Source organism: Janthinobacterium sp. Bl 1, from assembly GCF_058215535.1.
The window spans coordinates 2727732-2743417 of sequence record NZ_CM177086.1 but is presented as its reverse complement, the minus strand read 5'-3'; the positions used below and the strand labels follow the sequence as shown (position 1 = coordinate 2743417).

The window sequence follows — 15686 nt, the reverse complement described above, 5'->3', positions numbered from 1 at the left end:
TTTTTTATCTAGTCATTCGTGGCCGAATGTACTGGCCAGAATTCTTTCCAGCAGGGACATAGTAACTATACTACGAACAAATATCAACATATTATGTTGTAATCCTACGACTACTCTGCGACACTTTATTTGCGTACCGATATACGAGTTGACTGCCCTGCTTTTTTCCGCTGGCGCCACCGCATCTGGCACTGTGGACAGGCATTTGGGCAAGCACCCCGCATTTTTCGGCACGCGGCACGTATACGAATTAAAATCCTTGGTTTTTGCCATAACGACAGTGCGCGGCCACGACCGTGCACGCATACGAGACTAGGCACCGCCATGAAAATTGATGAAAAAATGGAAGTAGCAGGCAGCGATCCGGCGGAGCGTTTCAGTGAAGGCCCCCGCCTGCTGGCGGACATCGGCGGCACCAATGCCCGCTTCGTGCTGGAAACGCGCCAGGGCCACCTGGAAGCGGTGGCCGTGCTGCCCTGCGACGACTACGCGTCGCTGCTCGACGCCATCACCGCATATATGGACAGCGACGAAGCGCGCGCCGCCGGTTCGGCGCGCGTGCGCCATGCGGCCATCGCCATCGCCAATCCCATCGACGACGACAATATCCGCATGATGAACCATCACTGGTTCTTCTCGATCGAGGCGATGCGCGCCGCGCTGGGCCTCGACACCCTGCTGGTGGTGAATGACTTCACGGCGCTGGCCATGGCCCTGCCCTATCTGCGGCCCGACCAGCGCCAGCAGATCGGCGGCGGCATGGCGCGCGCCGACAGCGTCATTGGTTTGCTCGGTTCGGGCACGGGCCTGGGCGTGTCGGGCATGATCCCTGCGGAAGACCGCTGGATCGCGCTGGGCAGCGAAGGGGGCCACGTCAGCTTCGCTCCGTGCGACCAGCGCGAAATGGACGTGCTGTCCTTCGCCTGGCGCGAGCTGTCGCACGTCTCGGCCGAACGCCTCGCTTCCGGGCGGGGGCTGGAACTGATCTACCGCGCCCTGTCCGAGCGCGCCGGCAAACCCGATGCGCCGACGCTGCTGGCGGCCGACATCACCAGCCGCGCCCTGAACAATGAATGCGACGTGTGCCTGGAAGCGGTGGACTGCTTTTGCGCCATCCTCGGCTCCATCGCCGGCAACGTGGCCATGACCCTGGGCGCGCTGGGCGGCATCTATATAGGCGGTGGCATCGTGCCGCGCCTGGGTCCCCTGTTCGAACAGTCGCAGTTCCGCGCCCGCTTCGAGCAAAAGGGCCGCCTGAACGAATATCTGGCGCAGATTCCCACCTTCCTGATCACGGCCGAACTGCCGACATTCCTCGGCATCGCCGCCATCCTGGCGCAAAAGCTCAAGCGCGCCCATACCGGCGCGCCCGTACTGGAGTCCGTGCGCCAGGCGCGCGGGCGCATGAGCCCATCGGAATGCAAGGTGGCCGACTGGGTGCTGAAGGAACCGAATGCCATGCTCACGCTGCCGATCGCCGAAATCGCCCAGCGGGTGGGCGTGAGCCAGCCGACCGTGATGCGTTTTTGCCGCTCGATCGGCGTGCAGGGCCTGGCCGACTTCAAATTGAAGCTGGCGTCCGGCCTGACGGGCGGCGCCATCACGGTGGCGCACTGCCACGTCGAGATCTCCGACTCCGACGCGGAACTGGCGCGCAAGGTGCTGGGCAATAATGCCTCGGCCGCGCTGGCCATGCGCGACATGCTCGACGTGAAAGCGCTGACGGCGGCCATCGAGCTGCTGCGCGGCGCGCAGCGCGTGGAACTGCTGGCCGTGGGCAGCGCCCGCGTGGTGGCAGACGACATGCAGCACAAGCTGCTCAACCTGGGCATCGTCAGCAGCTTCTTTGCCGACCCGCAGGCGCAGGAAATGAGTGCCGCCATGCTGAAACCGGGCGATGTGGCGCTGGTCATTTCCCGCTCGGGCGCCCTGCCCGACCTGCTGCGCACCGTCAAGGTGGCGCAGGGCTGCGGCGCGCGCGTGCTGGCGATCACGGCCAGCGGTTCGCCGCTGGCCAAGCTGGCCGACGTGCTGCTGACCTTGAACCACCCGGAAGGCAACCTCAATTTCGTGCCCATGATCGTGCGCCTGCTGCAGCTGATGATGCTCGATATCCTGTCGGTGGGACTGGCGCGGCGCGACACGGCGCAGCGCACCAGCGCCGCCGAGCTGGAAGAAGGTCAATTGCACGGCATGCGCATCAGCGGCAAGCTGAAATTCGGTGGCCACCTCGAATAAGGCGGCGCACGCCGCACCAGACGCCGCCAGCGGGGCCACCGTGCACGACGTGGCGCGCGTGGCCGGCGTGTCGGCCATGACGGTATCGCGCGTGATCAACGGGCGCGCCAGCGTCAGCACGGCCACGCGCGACAAGGTCGAGGCGGCGATCGCCAGCCTGCGCTACCAGCCCAACCTGGCGGCCAGAGCCGCCCGCACGGGCACCCTGCGCATCGGCCTGTTATACAGCAACCCCAGCGCCGCGTTTCTCAGCGAATTCCTCGTCGGCGCCATGGACCAGTGCCGCCAGGGCGGCGGCCAGCTGCTGCTCGAACGCTGCGAAGACCAGGGCAGCCAGCGCGCCGGCATCGATTGCCTGGTGGCCGCCGGCGTGGACGGCATCCTCGTGCCGCCACCGCTGTGCGATTCGCCCGCCGTGCTGGCGCAACTGAACCAGATGGGCATCCCCGCCATCGCCGTGGCCACCGCGCGCCCCTCGCCCGGCGTCTCGGCCGTGCGCATCGACGACTACGAAGGCGCGCTGGCCATGACGCGCCATTTGATCGCGCTGGGCCACCGCGACATCGGCTTCATCGAAGGCGACCCGGCGCACACGCCCGCCCTGCTGCGCCGCCAGGCCTTCGAGGACGCCATGCGGGAAGCGGGCTTGCCAGTGGCGCCGCACAGGGTGGCGCAAGGCTACTTTACGTATCGTTCGGGGCTCGACGCGGCGCGCCAGCTGCTGGCGCAAGCACCGCACCCGAGCGCCATCTTCGCCAGCAACGACGACATGGCCGCCGCTACCCTGGCCGTGGCGCATGGCATGGGCTTGCAGGTGCCGGCGGAATTGAGCGTGTGCGGCTTCGACGATACGCCCGTCGCCACCACCGTCTGGCCCGAGCTGACCACCATCCACCAGCCTATCGCCGACATGGCGCGCGCCGCCGTCAGTCTCGTCATCGACGAAATCCGCCAGCGCCGCGCCGGGGAAACGGCGACCGCCACGCATCATTTGATGGCATTTACCTTGATGGAACGCGCGTCGACGGGACGCGCGCGCTAGACACGTGCATCCATGGGGCTCAGGCCTGCATGTCGGGCAGCTCGATTTCCGCCTTGCGCGCCGCGATCTGGCTGCCCATGGCTTGCAGGTCGATTTCCGCGTCGCGCGCGCGCGGGAAAATCTCGCTCTCCTCTTCCAGCACGTGGTGATCGATCTGCTCGGACAGTACCTTGACCTTGGCGTCGTACAAGTCTTCGCCGGGCGCCATGGCGACGATTTGCGCGATCAGCTCCTTGGCCGATGCGTGCTCGACGATGGCTTCATCGATCAAGTCTTCGTTCGAACGGCTGGCCTCGCGCACGGCAGGATAGAAGATTTCTTCTTCCGCCATCGCATGCTTGCTCAGTTCCTCACAGATTTTCAGGGCCAGCTTGCGCTTGCTGACGAGCGAACGGTCGCTGAGGCCCTCATACTGTTCGAACAGTTCTTTCACGGTTTGATGATCTTGCGTCAGCAGCTCGATCGCGTCCATGTCCGGCATGCCTGCCTGTGTTTGGGAAACGGAAGCTGCCTGAGGTGATTGGGTGGCCATGATGTTGTCTCCAAATGTCAGCACGAAGTAGACATTGTAGGCAGCACCCTGCGGTAGCCATGTAGGAGCATTGCTTACAACAAGGTAGGCCAAGCGTAAATGCGGCTACCTTGTTGATGCAGATCAGGCCAAGCCTGACTTAACTGACGACCGTGCGTGTCTCGAGCGACTGCACCAGCTCCACCGAAGGAGGCGCTGCTCCAGCCGCCAGGCAGGCACCCGCCCCGGCCGCGACGGCAAAGCGCAAGTGCTGGCCGCCGTCGGCATCCGGGCGGTACATCAGGCTGTACAGCAAGCCGCCGATGCTGGCGTCGCCCGCCCCCACCGAGTCGACTACCTCGATGACGGGCGGCGCCGCCTGCCATGTCTGCTCGCCCTGGTACAGCGCCGCGCCCTGCGCGCCGCGCGTATACAAATACGTGGCGTGCGGATTCCAGCTGCGCAGCATGGCAAACGCGCCATCGATGTCGCCGTGGCGGAACAGGCCCGCCAGGTCTTCATCGGACACCTTGATCACGTCGGCCAGCTCCGTCATGCGGCGCAGAGTGGCGTCGTAGCGTTCATCCATCATGATGCGGAAATTCGGGTCGTAGCTGATTTTCACGCCAGCCGCCTTCAGTTCCTGCGCCAGCGCCACCAGCTTGCCCGCCAGCGGTTCGCGCGCCAGGCTGATGCCGCCGAAATGCACCCATTGCGCGCCCTGCATCCAGCCGGCAGGCAAGCGCGCCGCGTCGAAATGCAGGTCGGCGCTGTCGTCGCCGATGAAGTAATACGTGGGCGGATGCAGTTCATGCACGATGGCCAGCAGCGGCGACTTCGCATGGCGCTGCAGGAAGCGCATGTCCAGCCCCGCCACGTCGGTGGCAGCGGCCAGCGCATCGCCGAAGACGTCGCGGCTGACGGCGCCCGCAAACGCGCTGGGCACGCCCAGGCGCGCCATCACGCGCGCCACGTTCCAGGTCGAGCCGCCTACCTGGCTGCTCCACGTGTCAGGGCCCGTGCGCAGCATGTCCGTCAGCGCTTCGCCGGCCGAGACAAAAGTTGGAAAAGAGGTGCTCATGCCGCACCGCCAATCACGTTCAGCACTTCATAGCAGGCGCCCATGGTGTGGTAATCGGTCTTGCCGGCCGGGCTTTTCTCGTTGCTGATTTTTTGGTTCCCGGGCGTCAGGATGCGGTACCAGGCGCCGTGCTCATGGTCGACGAAGTGCTGCCAGCTGTAGTCCCAGATCTTGTCGTAGCTTTGCCAGTAGGCCTCGTCCCCGGTGCGCGCGGCCAGCACGGCGGCCGCGGCGAAGCTTTCCGCCTGCACCCAGAAGTATTTGTCGCCATCGCAGATTTCATCGTGCGGGCCGAAACCGTAGTGGATGCCGCCATGCGCGCCATCCCAGGCCTTGGCCAGGGCCGTGTCGTACAGTTCGCGCGCGCGCGGCAGCAGCCAGTCGGAAGGACCGGCCATGAACTCGGCGTGGCGTTCCATGATCAAGAGCAGCTTGGCCCATTCCGTGAAGTGGCCGGGCTGGTAGCCCCAAGGGCGGAAGATATTGCTCTTGTCGTGCAGGTTGTAATCCCAGTCGATAGCCCAGCCGGGCGTGTAGTGTTCCCAGATCATGCCGTTCGCCAGACCCGCCTGGCGCACGGTGATGTTGTGCGCCAAGGTTTCCGCACGGTGCAGATAGCGCGCCTCGCCCGTCGCTTCGAACGCGGCCAGCATCGCTTCGCACGCATGCATGTTGGCGTTCTGTCCACGGTAGCCATCCAGAGCAGACCAGTCGGCGCTGGCCACGTCCGCGTACAGGCCATGTTCGGGCAGCCAGAAGCGCTGCTCCATCAATTCGAACGTTTCGTCCAGGTAGGCGCGCGCTTCCGGCATCCCCGCCTGCAAGGCGTGGGCATAGGCGAGCAGCACGAAAGCGAGGCCGTAACAGTGGTTGGCGCCGTCTTCCACCGTTTTGACGCCGTCTTTCCACGACAGTTGCCAGGCGTAGCCGCCCGTGGCCGGGTCGCGGTGCACGTCGCGCAAAAAGGCCACGCCATGGCGCAGAGCCGCCTGGTAATCGTCGCCGCCGAAACGGCGGTACGCCATGGCGTAATTGAAGATGAAGCGCGTGCTGCTGACCAGGTGGCGCGTGCTGGCGTCGTACACGGTGCCATCGTCGAGGAAGAAGTGATAAAAGCCGCCGCTGGGGTCAATGGCGCGCGGGTGATAAAAGTGCATCGTGTGCAGGATATGCGCTTCGAGCATCGCCTTGGAGCGGAAATCGGGATTCATGGTTCTCTCATGATATTGTTATCGATAACAATGATGATAGCATGCCGTTTCCGCGCCGTCATGCCCGCTCAAGGCATCTTGGCCAGCCTGAGCTTTTCACGCCACAGTGCGGCCTGCGCGGGGTCAGCCGCCTGTCCCAGCTCGCCCTTATCGTACACCTTGACCAGCCGTTCGATGGCTTCAGCGTCGCCCTGCTTTGCCGCCAGCAGGTACAACTCGAACGGTTCAGGAGCCGGCCCTTGCCGGGTTGGGCCGCCACGCCCCTGCTCCAGCAGCCGCGCAAAACCCGTCTGGCCCGGCGGGCTTTTGGCGATGGCCGCCATCTCGTACCAGCCCAGAGCCGCTTCGTCGCTCTGCGGTGCGCCCTGCCCCACTTCATACGAGTAGGCCACGTTGTTCAAGCCGGACGGATCGAGCGCCTTGGCCGACTTCATGTACCAGCCGAACGCCTCCTTGCGCTGCGCGTCGTCCTTCGCCGTCATCATCAGGCGGTAGCCGATTTCATTGTAGGCGGGGATGAAGCCATTCTCGGCGTAAAACTTCAGCCAGTGCAGCGCGTGCGCCTGCTCTTCCGGGCTGCTGTGGATATTTTCAAAGTGCTGCGCCACCATGAAGTTGGCCAGCTCGACGCCTTGCGCGGCACCCTTGCGCGACCAGTATTCGCCCAGCTTGCGGTCGATGGCCATGCCCTGTCCCAAGGTATAAGCCACGCCCAGGAAAGCCTGCGCCGGACCATAACCGCCTTCGGCCGATTTCTTCATCCAGGCCAGGCCGGCGTCGGCATCGCGCGGCGTGCCCTCGCCCTCATGCAGCATCTGCGCCAGTTCCAGCTGGGCAGCGCTGTCGCCCGCTTCCGCAGCGATACGCGCTTTCTCGAAGGCGGCGACCTTGTCCGGCGACAGGTCGGCCGGACGGTTGATCACGGCCTGCACCTTTGCGCGCATGTCATCGAGGCCGCGTGTGTCGAATTCGGCCAGTGCCGGATGCTGGCGCGGTGCTTTGGTGGACACTTGTTGCGCCAGGACGGGCAGCGCCAGCGCCAGGCTTAATACAAACACGATGGTCTTCATTTCTTTTCGCTTTCCGCCAGCTTGCCGCGCCATTCGGCCGCATCTTCGGCATTCGCCTGTTGTCCCAGTTCACCGTTGACGTACACATCGACCATGCGCCGCATGGCGGGCACAAAGTGCTGCTCGTTCGCCGCCGCCTTCAGCCAGGTGATGGCCAGCGCCTGTTCTTCGGCACTGCTGCCGCCATTGATGAATTCCAGGGCCAAGATGGTTTGCGCCAGTGCGTCGCCCTGCGCCACGCCCTTGCGCAGCCAGTATTCGCCCTGCACACGGTCGATGGGCACCTTGCCACCCACGGTGTAGGCGAGGCCCAAAGCCGATTGCGCCGGCGCATAGCCGCCCTCGGCCGACTTGCGTACCCAGGCCATCGACTGCGCCGTGTCTTGCGGCGTGCCGGCGCCCAGCTGCAGCATGCGCGCCAGTTCCAGTTGTGCTTCGACGTCGCCTGTTTCCGCCAGCCGCCGCGTCTCGGCAAATTCGGCGATACTTTCCGGGCTATGGCTAGCCACATCCGCCCTGGCCTTGATGGCGATCAGCTGCAGGTCGAGCAAGGTGGGCGAGGTTTGCGCCAGGACGGGCAGCGGCAGCAGAAAAGGAATCAGACAGAGTAATTTCTTGGGCATGCGACGGTGTCGGGAAGAAGAAAACACGCATGGTAGCCGATGCCGCGCCAGGAAGGCGCGCACGGTACGGGAAGTTTGACAGGGCACCCCAGCGGGCTTACATTGCACGGGCCCGCCACTGATACAGGAACACTATGAATCATCTATCGAAAACCGCCCTGACCTTGCTCCTTGCCATCGCCACAAGCGGAGCCGCCAGCGCCGCCGACACCCAGCTGGCCGGCTGCGCCGCCAAGCGCGAAAGCATCCGCAGCGAATTACGCCAGGCCAAAGAACAGGGCTTGTCCGACAAGGTCGCGGGGCTCACGCGTGCGCTTGACGAAGTCAATGCCCACTGCCGTGACAGCACCTTGGTCGAACGCCACAACAAGAAGATCGTCAAGGCACAGGCCAAGGTGAACCAGACGGAGCGTTCGCTGCGCCTGGCCCAGGAAGCGAATAAACAGCCGAAGAAGATCGCCAAGCTGGAAGGCAAGCTGGAAAAAGCCAGGGCGGAACTGGCCGCCCTGCAGGCGCAGCAACCTTAAGCTTTGTCACCCAATAGCTGATAAATGCTGGAAAAGTCCAGCGCGCCCGATCCCGCCTTGCTGTGCAAACTGTATAAATTGCGCGACAAGGCGCCCAGCGGCACGGAGGCGCCGCTGGCCAGCGCGCTTTCCACGGCCAGCCCCAGGTCTTTCAGCATCAAATCGACGCCAAAGCCGCCCGTATAGCCGCGCGATGCGGGCACGTTTTCGGCCACGCCGGGACACGGGTTGTACACGTCCAGGGTCCAGTTGCGACCCGAGCTTTTCGCCATCACGTCCGACACCACCTTCGGGTCCAGGCCATTGGCCACGCCCAGGCGTATCGCTTCGCTGGTGCCGATCATGAGTATCCCCAGCAGCATGTTGTTGCAGATCTTGACCGTCTGGCCGCAGCCCGAGCCGCCCGCATGGAAGATGGCCTTGCCCATGACGTCCAGATAGGGCCGCGCCGCCGCCAGCGCGGACTCTTCGCCGCCCACCATGAAGGTCAAGGTGCCGTTGGTGGCGCCCGCCGTGCCGCCGGAAACAGGCGCGTCCAGCATGGGCAAGCCCTGCTCCTGCGCCGCGCGGCCCACTTGGCGCGCCGCCTCGGTGGAAATCGTCGAACAGTCGATCAGCAGGGTGCCGGGCCGCGCCTGCGCCAGGATGCCCGCGTCGCCAAGGTAGGCGCCCAGCACGTGGCGGCTGGCCGGTAGCATGGTGATGACGATGTCGGCCTGGCCCATCGCCGCCGCCTGGTCATCGGATACGAGGCCGCCGCCATCGGCGAACTGCCGCACGCTGGCCGGCACCAGGTCAAAACCGGTCACCGCATGGCCGGCCCGCACGAGGTTTTGCGCCATGGGCAAGCCCATGTTCCCCAGGCCGATGAAAACGATATTGGTGCCCATGGCGTCCTCCTTATTTCATCGAGATGGTGGTATTGACGCCGCTGCCGCCATCGTCCGGGGCGAACCAGCGCGCCGTGACGGTCTTGGTTTGCGTCCAGAAGTACAAGGCTTGCTTGCCGTTCGGGCCCAGGTCGCCCAGCTTCGACGCGCGCGAGCCCGTGAAACTGAAGTAGGCGACGGGCACGGGGATGGCCACGTTGATGCCCACCTGGCCCACGTCGATCTCGTTCTGGAACTTGCGCCCCGCCCAGCCGGACGACGTGAAGATCGACGTACCGTTGCCGTTCGGGTTCGCGTTGATGAAGGCGATGGCCTGGTCCAGCGTGTCCGTCTCGACGACGCACATGGCGGGGCCGAAGATTTCCTGCGTGTAGACGGAGTTCGATGCGGCCACCTTCGAGAAAATCGTCGGCCCCATGAAGTTGCCGCCTTCGTAGCCGGCCACCTTGTGTCCGCGGCCATCGAGCAGCAGTTGCGCGCCTTCGTCCACGCCCGCCTGGATCAGCTTTTCCGCCCGCTGCATGGCCGCTTTCGACACCATCGGACCCAGGTCGGCCGTGCGGTCGCTGCCCGGCCCCACTTTCAGCGCTTGCGAGCGGGCGACGATTTCCGGCAGCCAGGAGCGGGCTTCGCCCACCAGCACCACGACGGAATTGGCCATGCAGCGCTGGCCGGCCGCGCCGAATGCCGCGCCGATCAGGTTATTGATCGCCTGCTCCTTGTTGGCGTCGGCCAGCACCACGCAATGGTTTTTCGCGCCCATCATCGATTGCGCGCGCTTGCCCGATTCGCTGGCGCGGCGGTACACATGCGTGCCCACGTGGGTGGAACCGATGAAGGACACGGCCTTGATGTCGGGATGGTCGCACAGCATGTTGACGACGTCCGCGCCGCCATGCACGACATTCAGCACGCCGGCCGGCAAACCCGCCTGGTACATCAGTTCAACCAGGTACATCGACGAGGATGGATCCTGCTCCGACGGTTTCAATACAAAGGTATTGCCGCAGGCGATGGCGATCGGGAACATGAAGCACGGCAGCATGACGGGGAAATTGAAGGCCGTGATGCCGGCGCCCACGCCCAGCGGCTGGTAGATGTTGTAGACGTCGACGCCGGTGGCCGCGTTTTCCGCGATCTCGCCCAGCTGCAGGGTGGCAATCGAGCACGCGTGCTCGACCACTTCCAGGCCGCGCATCACCTCCCCTTCCGCGTCGGGCAAAGTCTTGCCGTGTTCGCGGGTGATCAGTTCGGCCAAAGTACCGATGTTTTCGCGGATCAGGTGCTGGTACTTGAGCATGATGCGCATGCGCGCCGCCAGCGGCGTATTGCGCCAGGTCTTGAACGCTTCCTTGGCAGTGGCGACGGCCAGGTTGACTTCGTCCGGCGTGGAAAACGGCACCTTGGCGACGATTTCCTGCGTGGCCGGATTGATGACGTCGCGCCATTCGGTGCTGGTCGAAGCGTGGTGCTTGCCGCCTATGTGCAGGGGGACAGCAGGGACTTGGGTGAGGGCTTGGTTCATGGTTGATGCTCCGGGTGTGCGATGTTCATAGGACTCGACGGAGCAGCGGAGTACTGGGGTCAGACCCGGCGGGGGAATTTCCCCCAGTGGGGGAAATTCCGATTCCGAAGGAACTGACCCCGGCCTTATGCTGCTCCGTCGATAGACTAAAATTATTTTTTAACGAGGTTGCACGCCGCCGCATCCATCGGCTTGAACGCCTGGTCGGCAGGAATGGTCGACAGCACTTTCAGGTAGTCCCACGCGCCTTTCGATTCGGCCGGGGTCTTCACCTGCACCAGGTACATGTCGTGGATCACGCGGCCGTCGGGGCGGATCGAGGCGTTGTTCATGACGGCATCCTTGATCGGCAGCTGGCGCATTTTGTCGGCGACGATCTTCGAGTCGTCGCTTTTGGCCGCGGCCACCGATTTCAGGTAGTGGTAGACGCTCGAATACACGCCCGCCTGCACCATGGTCGGCTTGGCGCCCTTGTTGAGCGCCTCGAAGCGCTTGGCAAACGCGCGGCTGCGGTCGTCGTAATCCCAGTAAAAGCCGTCCGCGTAGACGAGGCCCTGGGCCGTGTCCAGCCCCAGCGCGTGCACGTCGGACAGGAACACGAGCAAGGCGGCCAGGCGCTGGTCCTTGCCGCTGCCGATGCGGAACTCGCGCGCCTGCTTGATGGCCGACACCGTGTCCGCGCCGCCATTGGCCAGGCCGATCACCTGCGCTTTCGAGCCTTGCGCCTGCACCAGGAAGGATGAGAAATCGGACGCGTTCAGCGGATGGCGCACGGCGCCCGCGACGGTGCCGCCATTGCGCTTGACGACATCGCTGGCGTCCTTTTCCAGCGAGTGGCCGAACGCGTAATCGACGGTGACGAAGTACCACGACTTTTGTCCCAGCTTGGTCAGCGCCGCCGCCGTGCCGGCCGCCTGCGAATACGTGTCGAACATCCAATGGAAGCCGTTCGGCGAGCAGTCTTCATTGGTCAGGCGCCCCGTGGCCGGGCCGCTGAACATGGCGATGCCGCCCTTTTCTTTCATCAGCTTTTGCACGGACAGGGCCACCGAGGAATTGGTCAGATCGGCGATGGCATCGACCTTGTCGCGGTCTATCCATTCGCGCGCCTTCGAGGCGGCGATATCGGCCTTGTTCAAGTGGTCGGCCGACAGGATCTCGATCTTCATGCCCTTGCATTCGGCCTTCAAACAATCCTCGACGGCCATCTGGCTGGCGACGACGGAGCCGCGCCCGCCCATGGCCGAATACGGGCCGGACATGTCGGTCAGGATGCCGACCTTGACGACGCCATCGGAAATCTGCGCGTGCGCGCCAAAGGACAGGGTAAGCGCCAGCGCGCCCATGGCCAGAACGGTTTTTTTCATGCGTGTCTCCAGGTGGATGGGTTTTTCTTATATGTGTAGATGCATTCTGCATGTGTAAAAATATGCGCTCAAGTGAAATTAATGCATAATTCCTTTGCAAAAATGCACAGAGAGGGTTTGCCATGCTCGATTGGGACAATGTACGGGTCTTCCTGGAACTGACGCGCAGCGCCGGCCTCGTCGATGCGGCGAAAAAGCTGGGCATCGACCACTCCACCGTGTCGCGGCGCATGCGCAAGTTCGAGGAGCAGGTGGGCACGCAGCTGTTCGACCGCAACTACGTGGGCTACCAGCTGACGCCCGAGGGCCATCGCCTGATGGAATACGCGGAAACCATGGAAAGCACGGTGTTTGCCGCCACCGAGGAACTGGGCGAACATAACCGGCTGCTGTCGGGCCAGGTGCGCCTGGGCGCCACCGAGGGCTTCGGCGCCATCGTGCTGGCGCCCCACCTGGCGCAGTTTTGCGGGCGGTACCCGCACATCAGCGTGGACCTGATCGCCGTGCCCCGTTTTGTCAGCCTGTCCAAGCGCGAGGCGGACGTGGCCATTTCCATCGAACGCCCGCTGTCCGGCCCGTATGTCGTGACGAAGCTGTCAGACTACCGATTGAAACTGTACGCCACGCCGGCCTACCTGGCGCGCCACGCGCCGATCACCAGCGTGGCGCAACTGGCGCAGCACCCGATCATCGGCTACGTGGATGACCTGGTCTTCAGTTCGGAACTGCGCTACATGGACAACGTGGCGCCCGATTCCCTGCGCGCGTTTCGCAGCACCAGCGTGATCGCCCAGTACCACGCGGCGCGCGCGGGCCAGGCGCTGGCGATCCTGCCCTGCTTCGTGGCCCAGCAGTCGAACGAACTGGTGTCAGTGCTCGACGGCGAGATCGACCTGCTGCGCGCCTTCTGGATGATCTCGCCGAGCGAGCGGCGCAATATCGCCAGGGTCAGCGCCCTGTGGAACTACCTGCGCAGCGCCATCGATTTGAACCACGCCTACCTGATGGGCGAAACGGCCTTGCCCAGCTGGCCAGCTTGAGCACGCTGCGGCGCGCTACACTGTCGCCACATACTAATAAGGAGAACGCCATGCTGATGGATGCGAACCAGGCCGTGCTGGTCATTGTCGACCTGCAAGGCCGCTTGATGCCGGCCATCCACGATGCCGGCCTCGTGCTGGCGCAAAACCTGCGTCTGGCAAAGATCGCCCGCCTGCTCGACGTGCCCGTGCTGGGTACGGAACAGAACCGCCAGGGACTGGGGCCGAACGTGGAAGAGATCGCCGCGCTGTGCGAACGGACCTTGCACAAGACGCATTTCGGCGCCTGTTACGATGGCTTGCAGCAGATGCTGCCCGCCGGGCGCAAACAGATCGTCGTCACGGGGTGCGAAGCCCATGTGTGCATGCTGCAGACGGCCATCGGCCTGCTGGAGCTGGGATACGAGGTCATCATCGCCATCGACGCCGTCGGTTCGCGCCAGGGAGCCAGCCGCGACGCGGCGCTGGCCCGCCTGGACAAGCTCGGTGCGCATCTGGTGACGGTGGAGATGCTGGCCTTCGAGTGGCTGCGAGACTGCAAGCACCCGCGCTTCCGCGACGTGCTGGCGCTGATCAAATAGCCATACTTTTACGCAGGATCAAGCCCGACCGCTGCTCATTTGCTAGCTTGGTAACAGCGCCGCCATTCCGGGCGACGCGCCGTCCACATCAGCAAGGGAGCCATCATGGCCTACATCCTGCGAGGCAAGCTATGCGGCTTGATCTGTGCCGAGTGTCCTGAAGCCTTGTCCCACGTCATCGTGCGCCTGTACCGGCCGCGCGAGTCGCAAAACGTCACGGCCCTGGCCATGGCCAGCGCCAAGGAAACCTTCGCCATCCTCACGGAAGAAGAGGTGCAGGCGAAAGCACCGTTCCTGCTGGCCGAAGCGCGCACGGACGAGGACGGCAACTACAGTTTCACCTTGGCAGGCGATTACCAGGGCGAAGCCGTGGAAGTCGATATCCTGTGCCCTACCGTGCCGCGATTGAAACCGGGGCCGAAAGACCCCGTGCCGCTGCAGTTTTCCATCACCACCATTCAGCCCCGCTGGCGCCAGGCCGAAAACAATTATCTCGCCATCTGGGACTATTGCCTGCCGCAACGCTTCTGGTGCCTCGTGCGCGCCCGCTTCGGCGCCTGGACCATCTGCGGCCGCCTGCGCACCTGCGACGCTCCCCACGCGCCGATCGCCGGCGCCACCGTGCGGGCCTTCGACGCCGACTGGCTGCAGGACGATGCGCTCGGCGTCGCGGTGACGGACGCCAGCGGGCGCTTCCGCATCGATTATCTGACGTCGGACTTCACCTTGACGCCTTTCTCTCCTTTCATCAACGTGGAATTTGCCAGCGGGCCCGACGTGTATTTCACGGCGCAACTGGGCAGCGTGACCATTCTGTCGGAAACGCAGGCCAACGGCCGACAGCCAGGGCGCGAAAACGTGGGTCACTGTTTCTGCGTGGAATTGTGCTCGAAAGAAGTCTTGCCGCCCGATGTGGAAGGCGTGCCCCACTGGCAGCAGGTGGAAATCTTCGACATCCACCCGTTTCCCTCGCTGGCCGGCTTTTCCGCGCAAGGCTATGCGGGCGGCCCCGGCGCCTCGTATGTATTCGCCGGCGGCGTCACCCTGAAGGGCAATTGTCCGCTGCGCAACAGCGCCATTCCCGCCAACCCGCTCGAATACCGTTTCCTCATCGGTGAATGGTCCTGGCCCGGTGGCAGCGACGACCCGACGGCCATCCCCTCGGTCGCGCCCGCCAGCCTGGCGCCGTTGACGCAAATCCTCGGCACGCACGTCGGCTATGTGTTCTATACGAACGGGCTGGGCCTCGGCGATTCGGCGCCCGTCATCATCGATGCGGGCGATCTGAAACCGGGCGGCTGGATACGGGTGGACGGCAAGCCCGTCACCGTGGACATGCGCGACGGCACGACGGCCATCATCAACGTGGCGCCCAACATCTTCCTGCGCACCTTTGACTTGCTGACCGTGAATACGCCGGCCATCACGAGCTTGCATCCGGCCAAGCTGCCGGGCGGCTTGCCCATCCTCGACGCGGGCCGCAGCTTGACGGCGGCCGAGAGCGAACCGATACGCCGCTACCGCCTGGGCTTCGAAGTGCGCGACGGCATCAGCCTGGCGCTGGTGGCCACGGACGGGCTCGATTCCATCGTCTTCGACAACTCGCCCGTCATCGTGGCGCTGGACCTGGAAGAGTTGCGCAGCAATGCCTGCAATCCCATCGCGGGCGGCCTCGTGCATATCCTGTACACGATCGACCACCCGCATCTGCGCTTCTTCAATATCACGATTTCCAACAACAACGGCATCACGCATCCGCCGCCACCGCTGCCGGCCGCCAGCTTCACGCCGCCTCCACCGTCCAGCAATTATCTGTTCCGTGGCGGCGCGGGCGGGCCGCATTTATCGGGCAACAATGGCGGCTTCCCCGTCAACGTGGCACTCGACCCGCCATGCGCCTACCGGGTGGCCATCGGTTGGCAGACGCGCCACTACCTGGCGTCGCCGCACAGCATTGACCGCCTCTACTGCAAATAGGCA

General features: G+C 64.3%; 14 protein-coding genes. 6 read left to right on the top strand and 8 right to left on the bottom strand.

Annotated elements, in window-relative coordinates:
* Window positions 1-324: 324 nt before the first annotated feature.
* Together AC4BCN_RS12510 and AC4BCN_RS12505 are read left to right on the top strand one after the other, a co-directional pair.
* Window positions 325-2238, top strand: coding sequence for a glucokinase (locus AC4BCN_RS12510; RefSeq protein WP_490493435.1), 1914 nt, complete (start codon window positions 325-327; stop codon window positions 2236-2238).
* The gene (locus AC4BCN_RS12505) at window positions 2222-3280 is read left to right on the top strand and encodes a LacI family DNA-binding transcriptional regulator (RefSeq protein WP_490493434.1); all 1059 of its coding nucleotides are present in this window, start codon (window positions 2222-2224) and stop codon (window positions 3278-3280) included. Before AC4BCN_RS12510 ends, AC4BCN_RS12505 begins: the two co-directional genes overlap by 17 nt.
* A gap of 19 nt (window positions 3281-3299) precedes the next feature.
* Here the strand turns inward: AC4BCN_RS12505 and AC4BCN_RS12500 are convergent, their stop codons facing one another.
* The 5 genes from AC4BCN_RS12500 to AC4BCN_RS12480 form a co-directional block, all read right to left on the bottom strand.
* Window positions 3300-3752 carry a hemerythrin domain-containing protein gene (locus AC4BCN_RS12500; RefSeq protein WP_456151063.1) on the bottom strand — a complete coding sequence of 151 codons (453 nt, stop codon included), beginning with the start codon at window positions 3750-3752 and terminating at the stop codon, window positions 3300-3302.
* 199 nt (window positions 3753-3951) lie between these two features.
* Entirely contained in the window at window positions 3952-4872 is a 921-nt protein-coding gene (locus AC4BCN_RS12495) for a carbohydrate kinase family protein (protein WP_490493433.1), read from the bottom strand.
* Window positions 4869-6083, bottom strand: coding sequence for an AGE family epimerase/isomerase (locus tag AC4BCN_RS12490; protein WP_490493432.1), 1215 nt, complete (start codon window positions 6081-6083; stop codon window positions 4869-4871). Before AC4BCN_RS12490 ends, AC4BCN_RS12495 begins: the two co-directional genes overlap by 4 nt.
* Window positions 6084-6151: 68 nt before the next feature.
* Window positions 6152-7153 (bottom strand): tetratricopeptide repeat protein, encoded by a 1002-nt coding sequence (locus tag AC4BCN_RS12485; protein ID WP_490493431.1) that lies wholly within the window; start codon window positions 7151-7153, stop codon window positions 6152-6154.
* The gene (locus AC4BCN_RS12480; RefSeq protein WP_485879689.1) at window positions 7150-7776 is read right to left on the bottom strand and encodes a tetratricopeptide repeat protein; all 627 of its coding nucleotides are present in this window, start codon (window positions 7774-7776) and stop codon (window positions 7150-7152) included. The genes AC4BCN_RS12485 and AC4BCN_RS12480 overlap by 4 nt, the downstream gene beginning before the upstream one ends.
* Before the next feature lie 134 nt (window positions 7777-7910).
* Here AC4BCN_RS12480 and AC4BCN_RS12475 point away from each other — a divergent pair, with 134 nt between their 5' ends.
* Window positions 7911-8303: a DUF1090 domain-containing protein gene (locus AC4BCN_RS12475; RefSeq protein ID WP_490493430.1), complete on the top strand. Its 393-nt coding sequence runs from the start codon at window positions 7911-7913 to the stop codon at window positions 8301-8303.
* Here the strand turns inward: AC4BCN_RS12475 and mmsB are convergent.
* The 3 genes from mmsB to AC4BCN_RS12460 form a co-directional block, all read right to left on the bottom strand.
* A complete protein-coding gene (gene mmsB, locus AC4BCN_RS12470; RefSeq protein WP_490493429.1) occupies window positions 8300-9193 on the bottom strand; it encodes a 3-hydroxyisobutyrate dehydrogenase in 894 nt (297 codons plus the stop codon). The genes AC4BCN_RS12475 and mmsB overlap by 4 nt on opposite strands.
* 10 nt (window positions 9194-9203) lie before the next feature.
* Window positions 9204-10718 (bottom strand): CoA-acylating methylmalonate-semialdehyde dehydrogenase, encoded by a 1515-nt coding sequence (locus AC4BCN_RS12465; protein WP_128139673.1) that lies wholly within the window; start codon window positions 10716-10718, stop codon window positions 9204-9206.
* A gap of 152 nt (window positions 10719-10870) precedes the next feature.
* Window positions 10871-12085, bottom strand: a complete 1215-nt coding sequence (locus AC4BCN_RS12460; RefSeq protein ID WP_490493428.1) for an ABC transporter substrate-binding protein — start codon at window positions 12083-12085, stop codon at window positions 10871-10873.
* 122 nt (window positions 12086-12207) lie between these two features.
* On the opposite strand from AC4BCN_RS12460, the gene AC4BCN_RS12455 reads away from it, so the two are divergent.
* The 3 genes from AC4BCN_RS12455 to AC4BCN_RS12445 all read left to right on the top strand — a co-directional run bounded on the left by AC4BCN_RS12455 (window position 12208) and on the right by AC4BCN_RS12445 (window position 15683).
* Window positions 12208-13125, top strand: a complete 918-nt coding sequence (locus AC4BCN_RS12455) for a LysR family transcriptional regulator (RefSeq protein WP_490493427.1) — start codon at window positions 12208-12210, stop codon at window positions 13123-13125.
* A gap of 50 nt (window positions 13126-13175) precedes the next feature.
* Window positions 13176-13706 (top strand): isochorismatase family protein, encoded by a 531-nt coding sequence (locus tag AC4BCN_RS12450; RefSeq protein ID WP_490493426.1) that lies wholly within the window; start codon window positions 13176-13178, stop codon window positions 13704-13706.
* A gap of 105 nt (window positions 13707-13811) precedes the next feature.
* The gene (locus tag AC4BCN_RS12445) at window positions 13812-15683 is read left to right on the top strand and encodes a transthyretin-like family protein (RefSeq protein WP_490493425.1); all 1872 of its coding nucleotides are present in this window, start codon (window positions 13812-13814) and stop codon (window positions 15681-15683) included.
* Window positions 15684-15686: the final 3 nt, after the last annotated feature.

Bases quoted from the DNA above. Each gene is read 5' to 3' on its own strand.
- AC4BCN_RS12495 (WP_490493433.1), bottom strand. From the start codon at position 4,872: ATGAGCACCTCTTTTCCAACTTTTGTCTCGGCCGGCGAAGCGCTGACG.
- AC4BCN_RS12490 (WP_490493432.1), bottom strand. From the start codon at position 6,083: ATGAATCCCGATTTCCGCTCCAAGGCGATGCTCGAAGCGCATATCCTG.
- AC4BCN_RS12445 (WP_490493425.1), top strand. From the start codon at position 13,812: ATGGCCTACATCCTGCGAGGCAAGCTATGCGGCTTGATCTGTGCCGAG.
- AC4BCN_RS12480 (WP_485879689.1), bottom strand. From the start codon at position 7,776: ATGCCCAAGAAATTACTCTGTCTGATTCCTTTTCTGCTGCCGCTGCCC.
- AC4BCN_RS12460 (WP_490493428.1), bottom strand. From the start codon at position 12,085: ATGAAAAAAACCGTTCTGGCCATGGGCGCGCTGGCGCTTACCCTGTCC.
- AC4BCN_RS12455 (WP_490493427.1), top strand. From the start codon at position 12,208: ATGCTCGATTGGGACAATGTACGGGTCTTCCTGGAACTGACGCGCAGC.
- AC4BCN_RS12500 (WP_456151063.1), bottom strand. From the start codon at position 3,752: ATGGACGCGATCGAGCTGCTGACGCAAGATCATCAAACCGTGAAAGAA.
- mmsB (WP_490493429.1), bottom strand. From the start codon at position 9,193: ATGGGCACCAATATCGTTTTCATCGGCCTGGGGAACATGGGCTTGCCC.
- AC4BCN_RS12475 (WP_490493430.1), top strand. From the start codon at position 7,911: ATGAATCATCTATCGAAAACCGCCCTGACCTTGCTCCTTGCCATCGCC.
- AC4BCN_RS12510 (WP_490493435.1), top strand. From the start codon at position 325: ATGAAAATTGATGAAAAAATGGAAGTAGCAGGCAGCGATCCGGCGGAG.
- AC4BCN_RS12450 (WP_490493426.1), top strand. From the start codon at position 13,176: ATGCTGATGGATGCGAACCAGGCCGTGCTGGTCATTGTCGACCTGCAA.
- AC4BCN_RS12465 (WP_128139673.1), bottom strand. From the start codon at position 10,718: ATGAACCAAGCCCTCACCCAAGTCCCTGCTGTCCCCCTGCACATAGGC.
- AC4BCN_RS12485 (WP_490493431.1), bottom strand. From the start codon at position 7,153: ATGAAGACCATCGTGTTTGTATTAAGCCTGGCGCTGGCGCTGCCCGTC.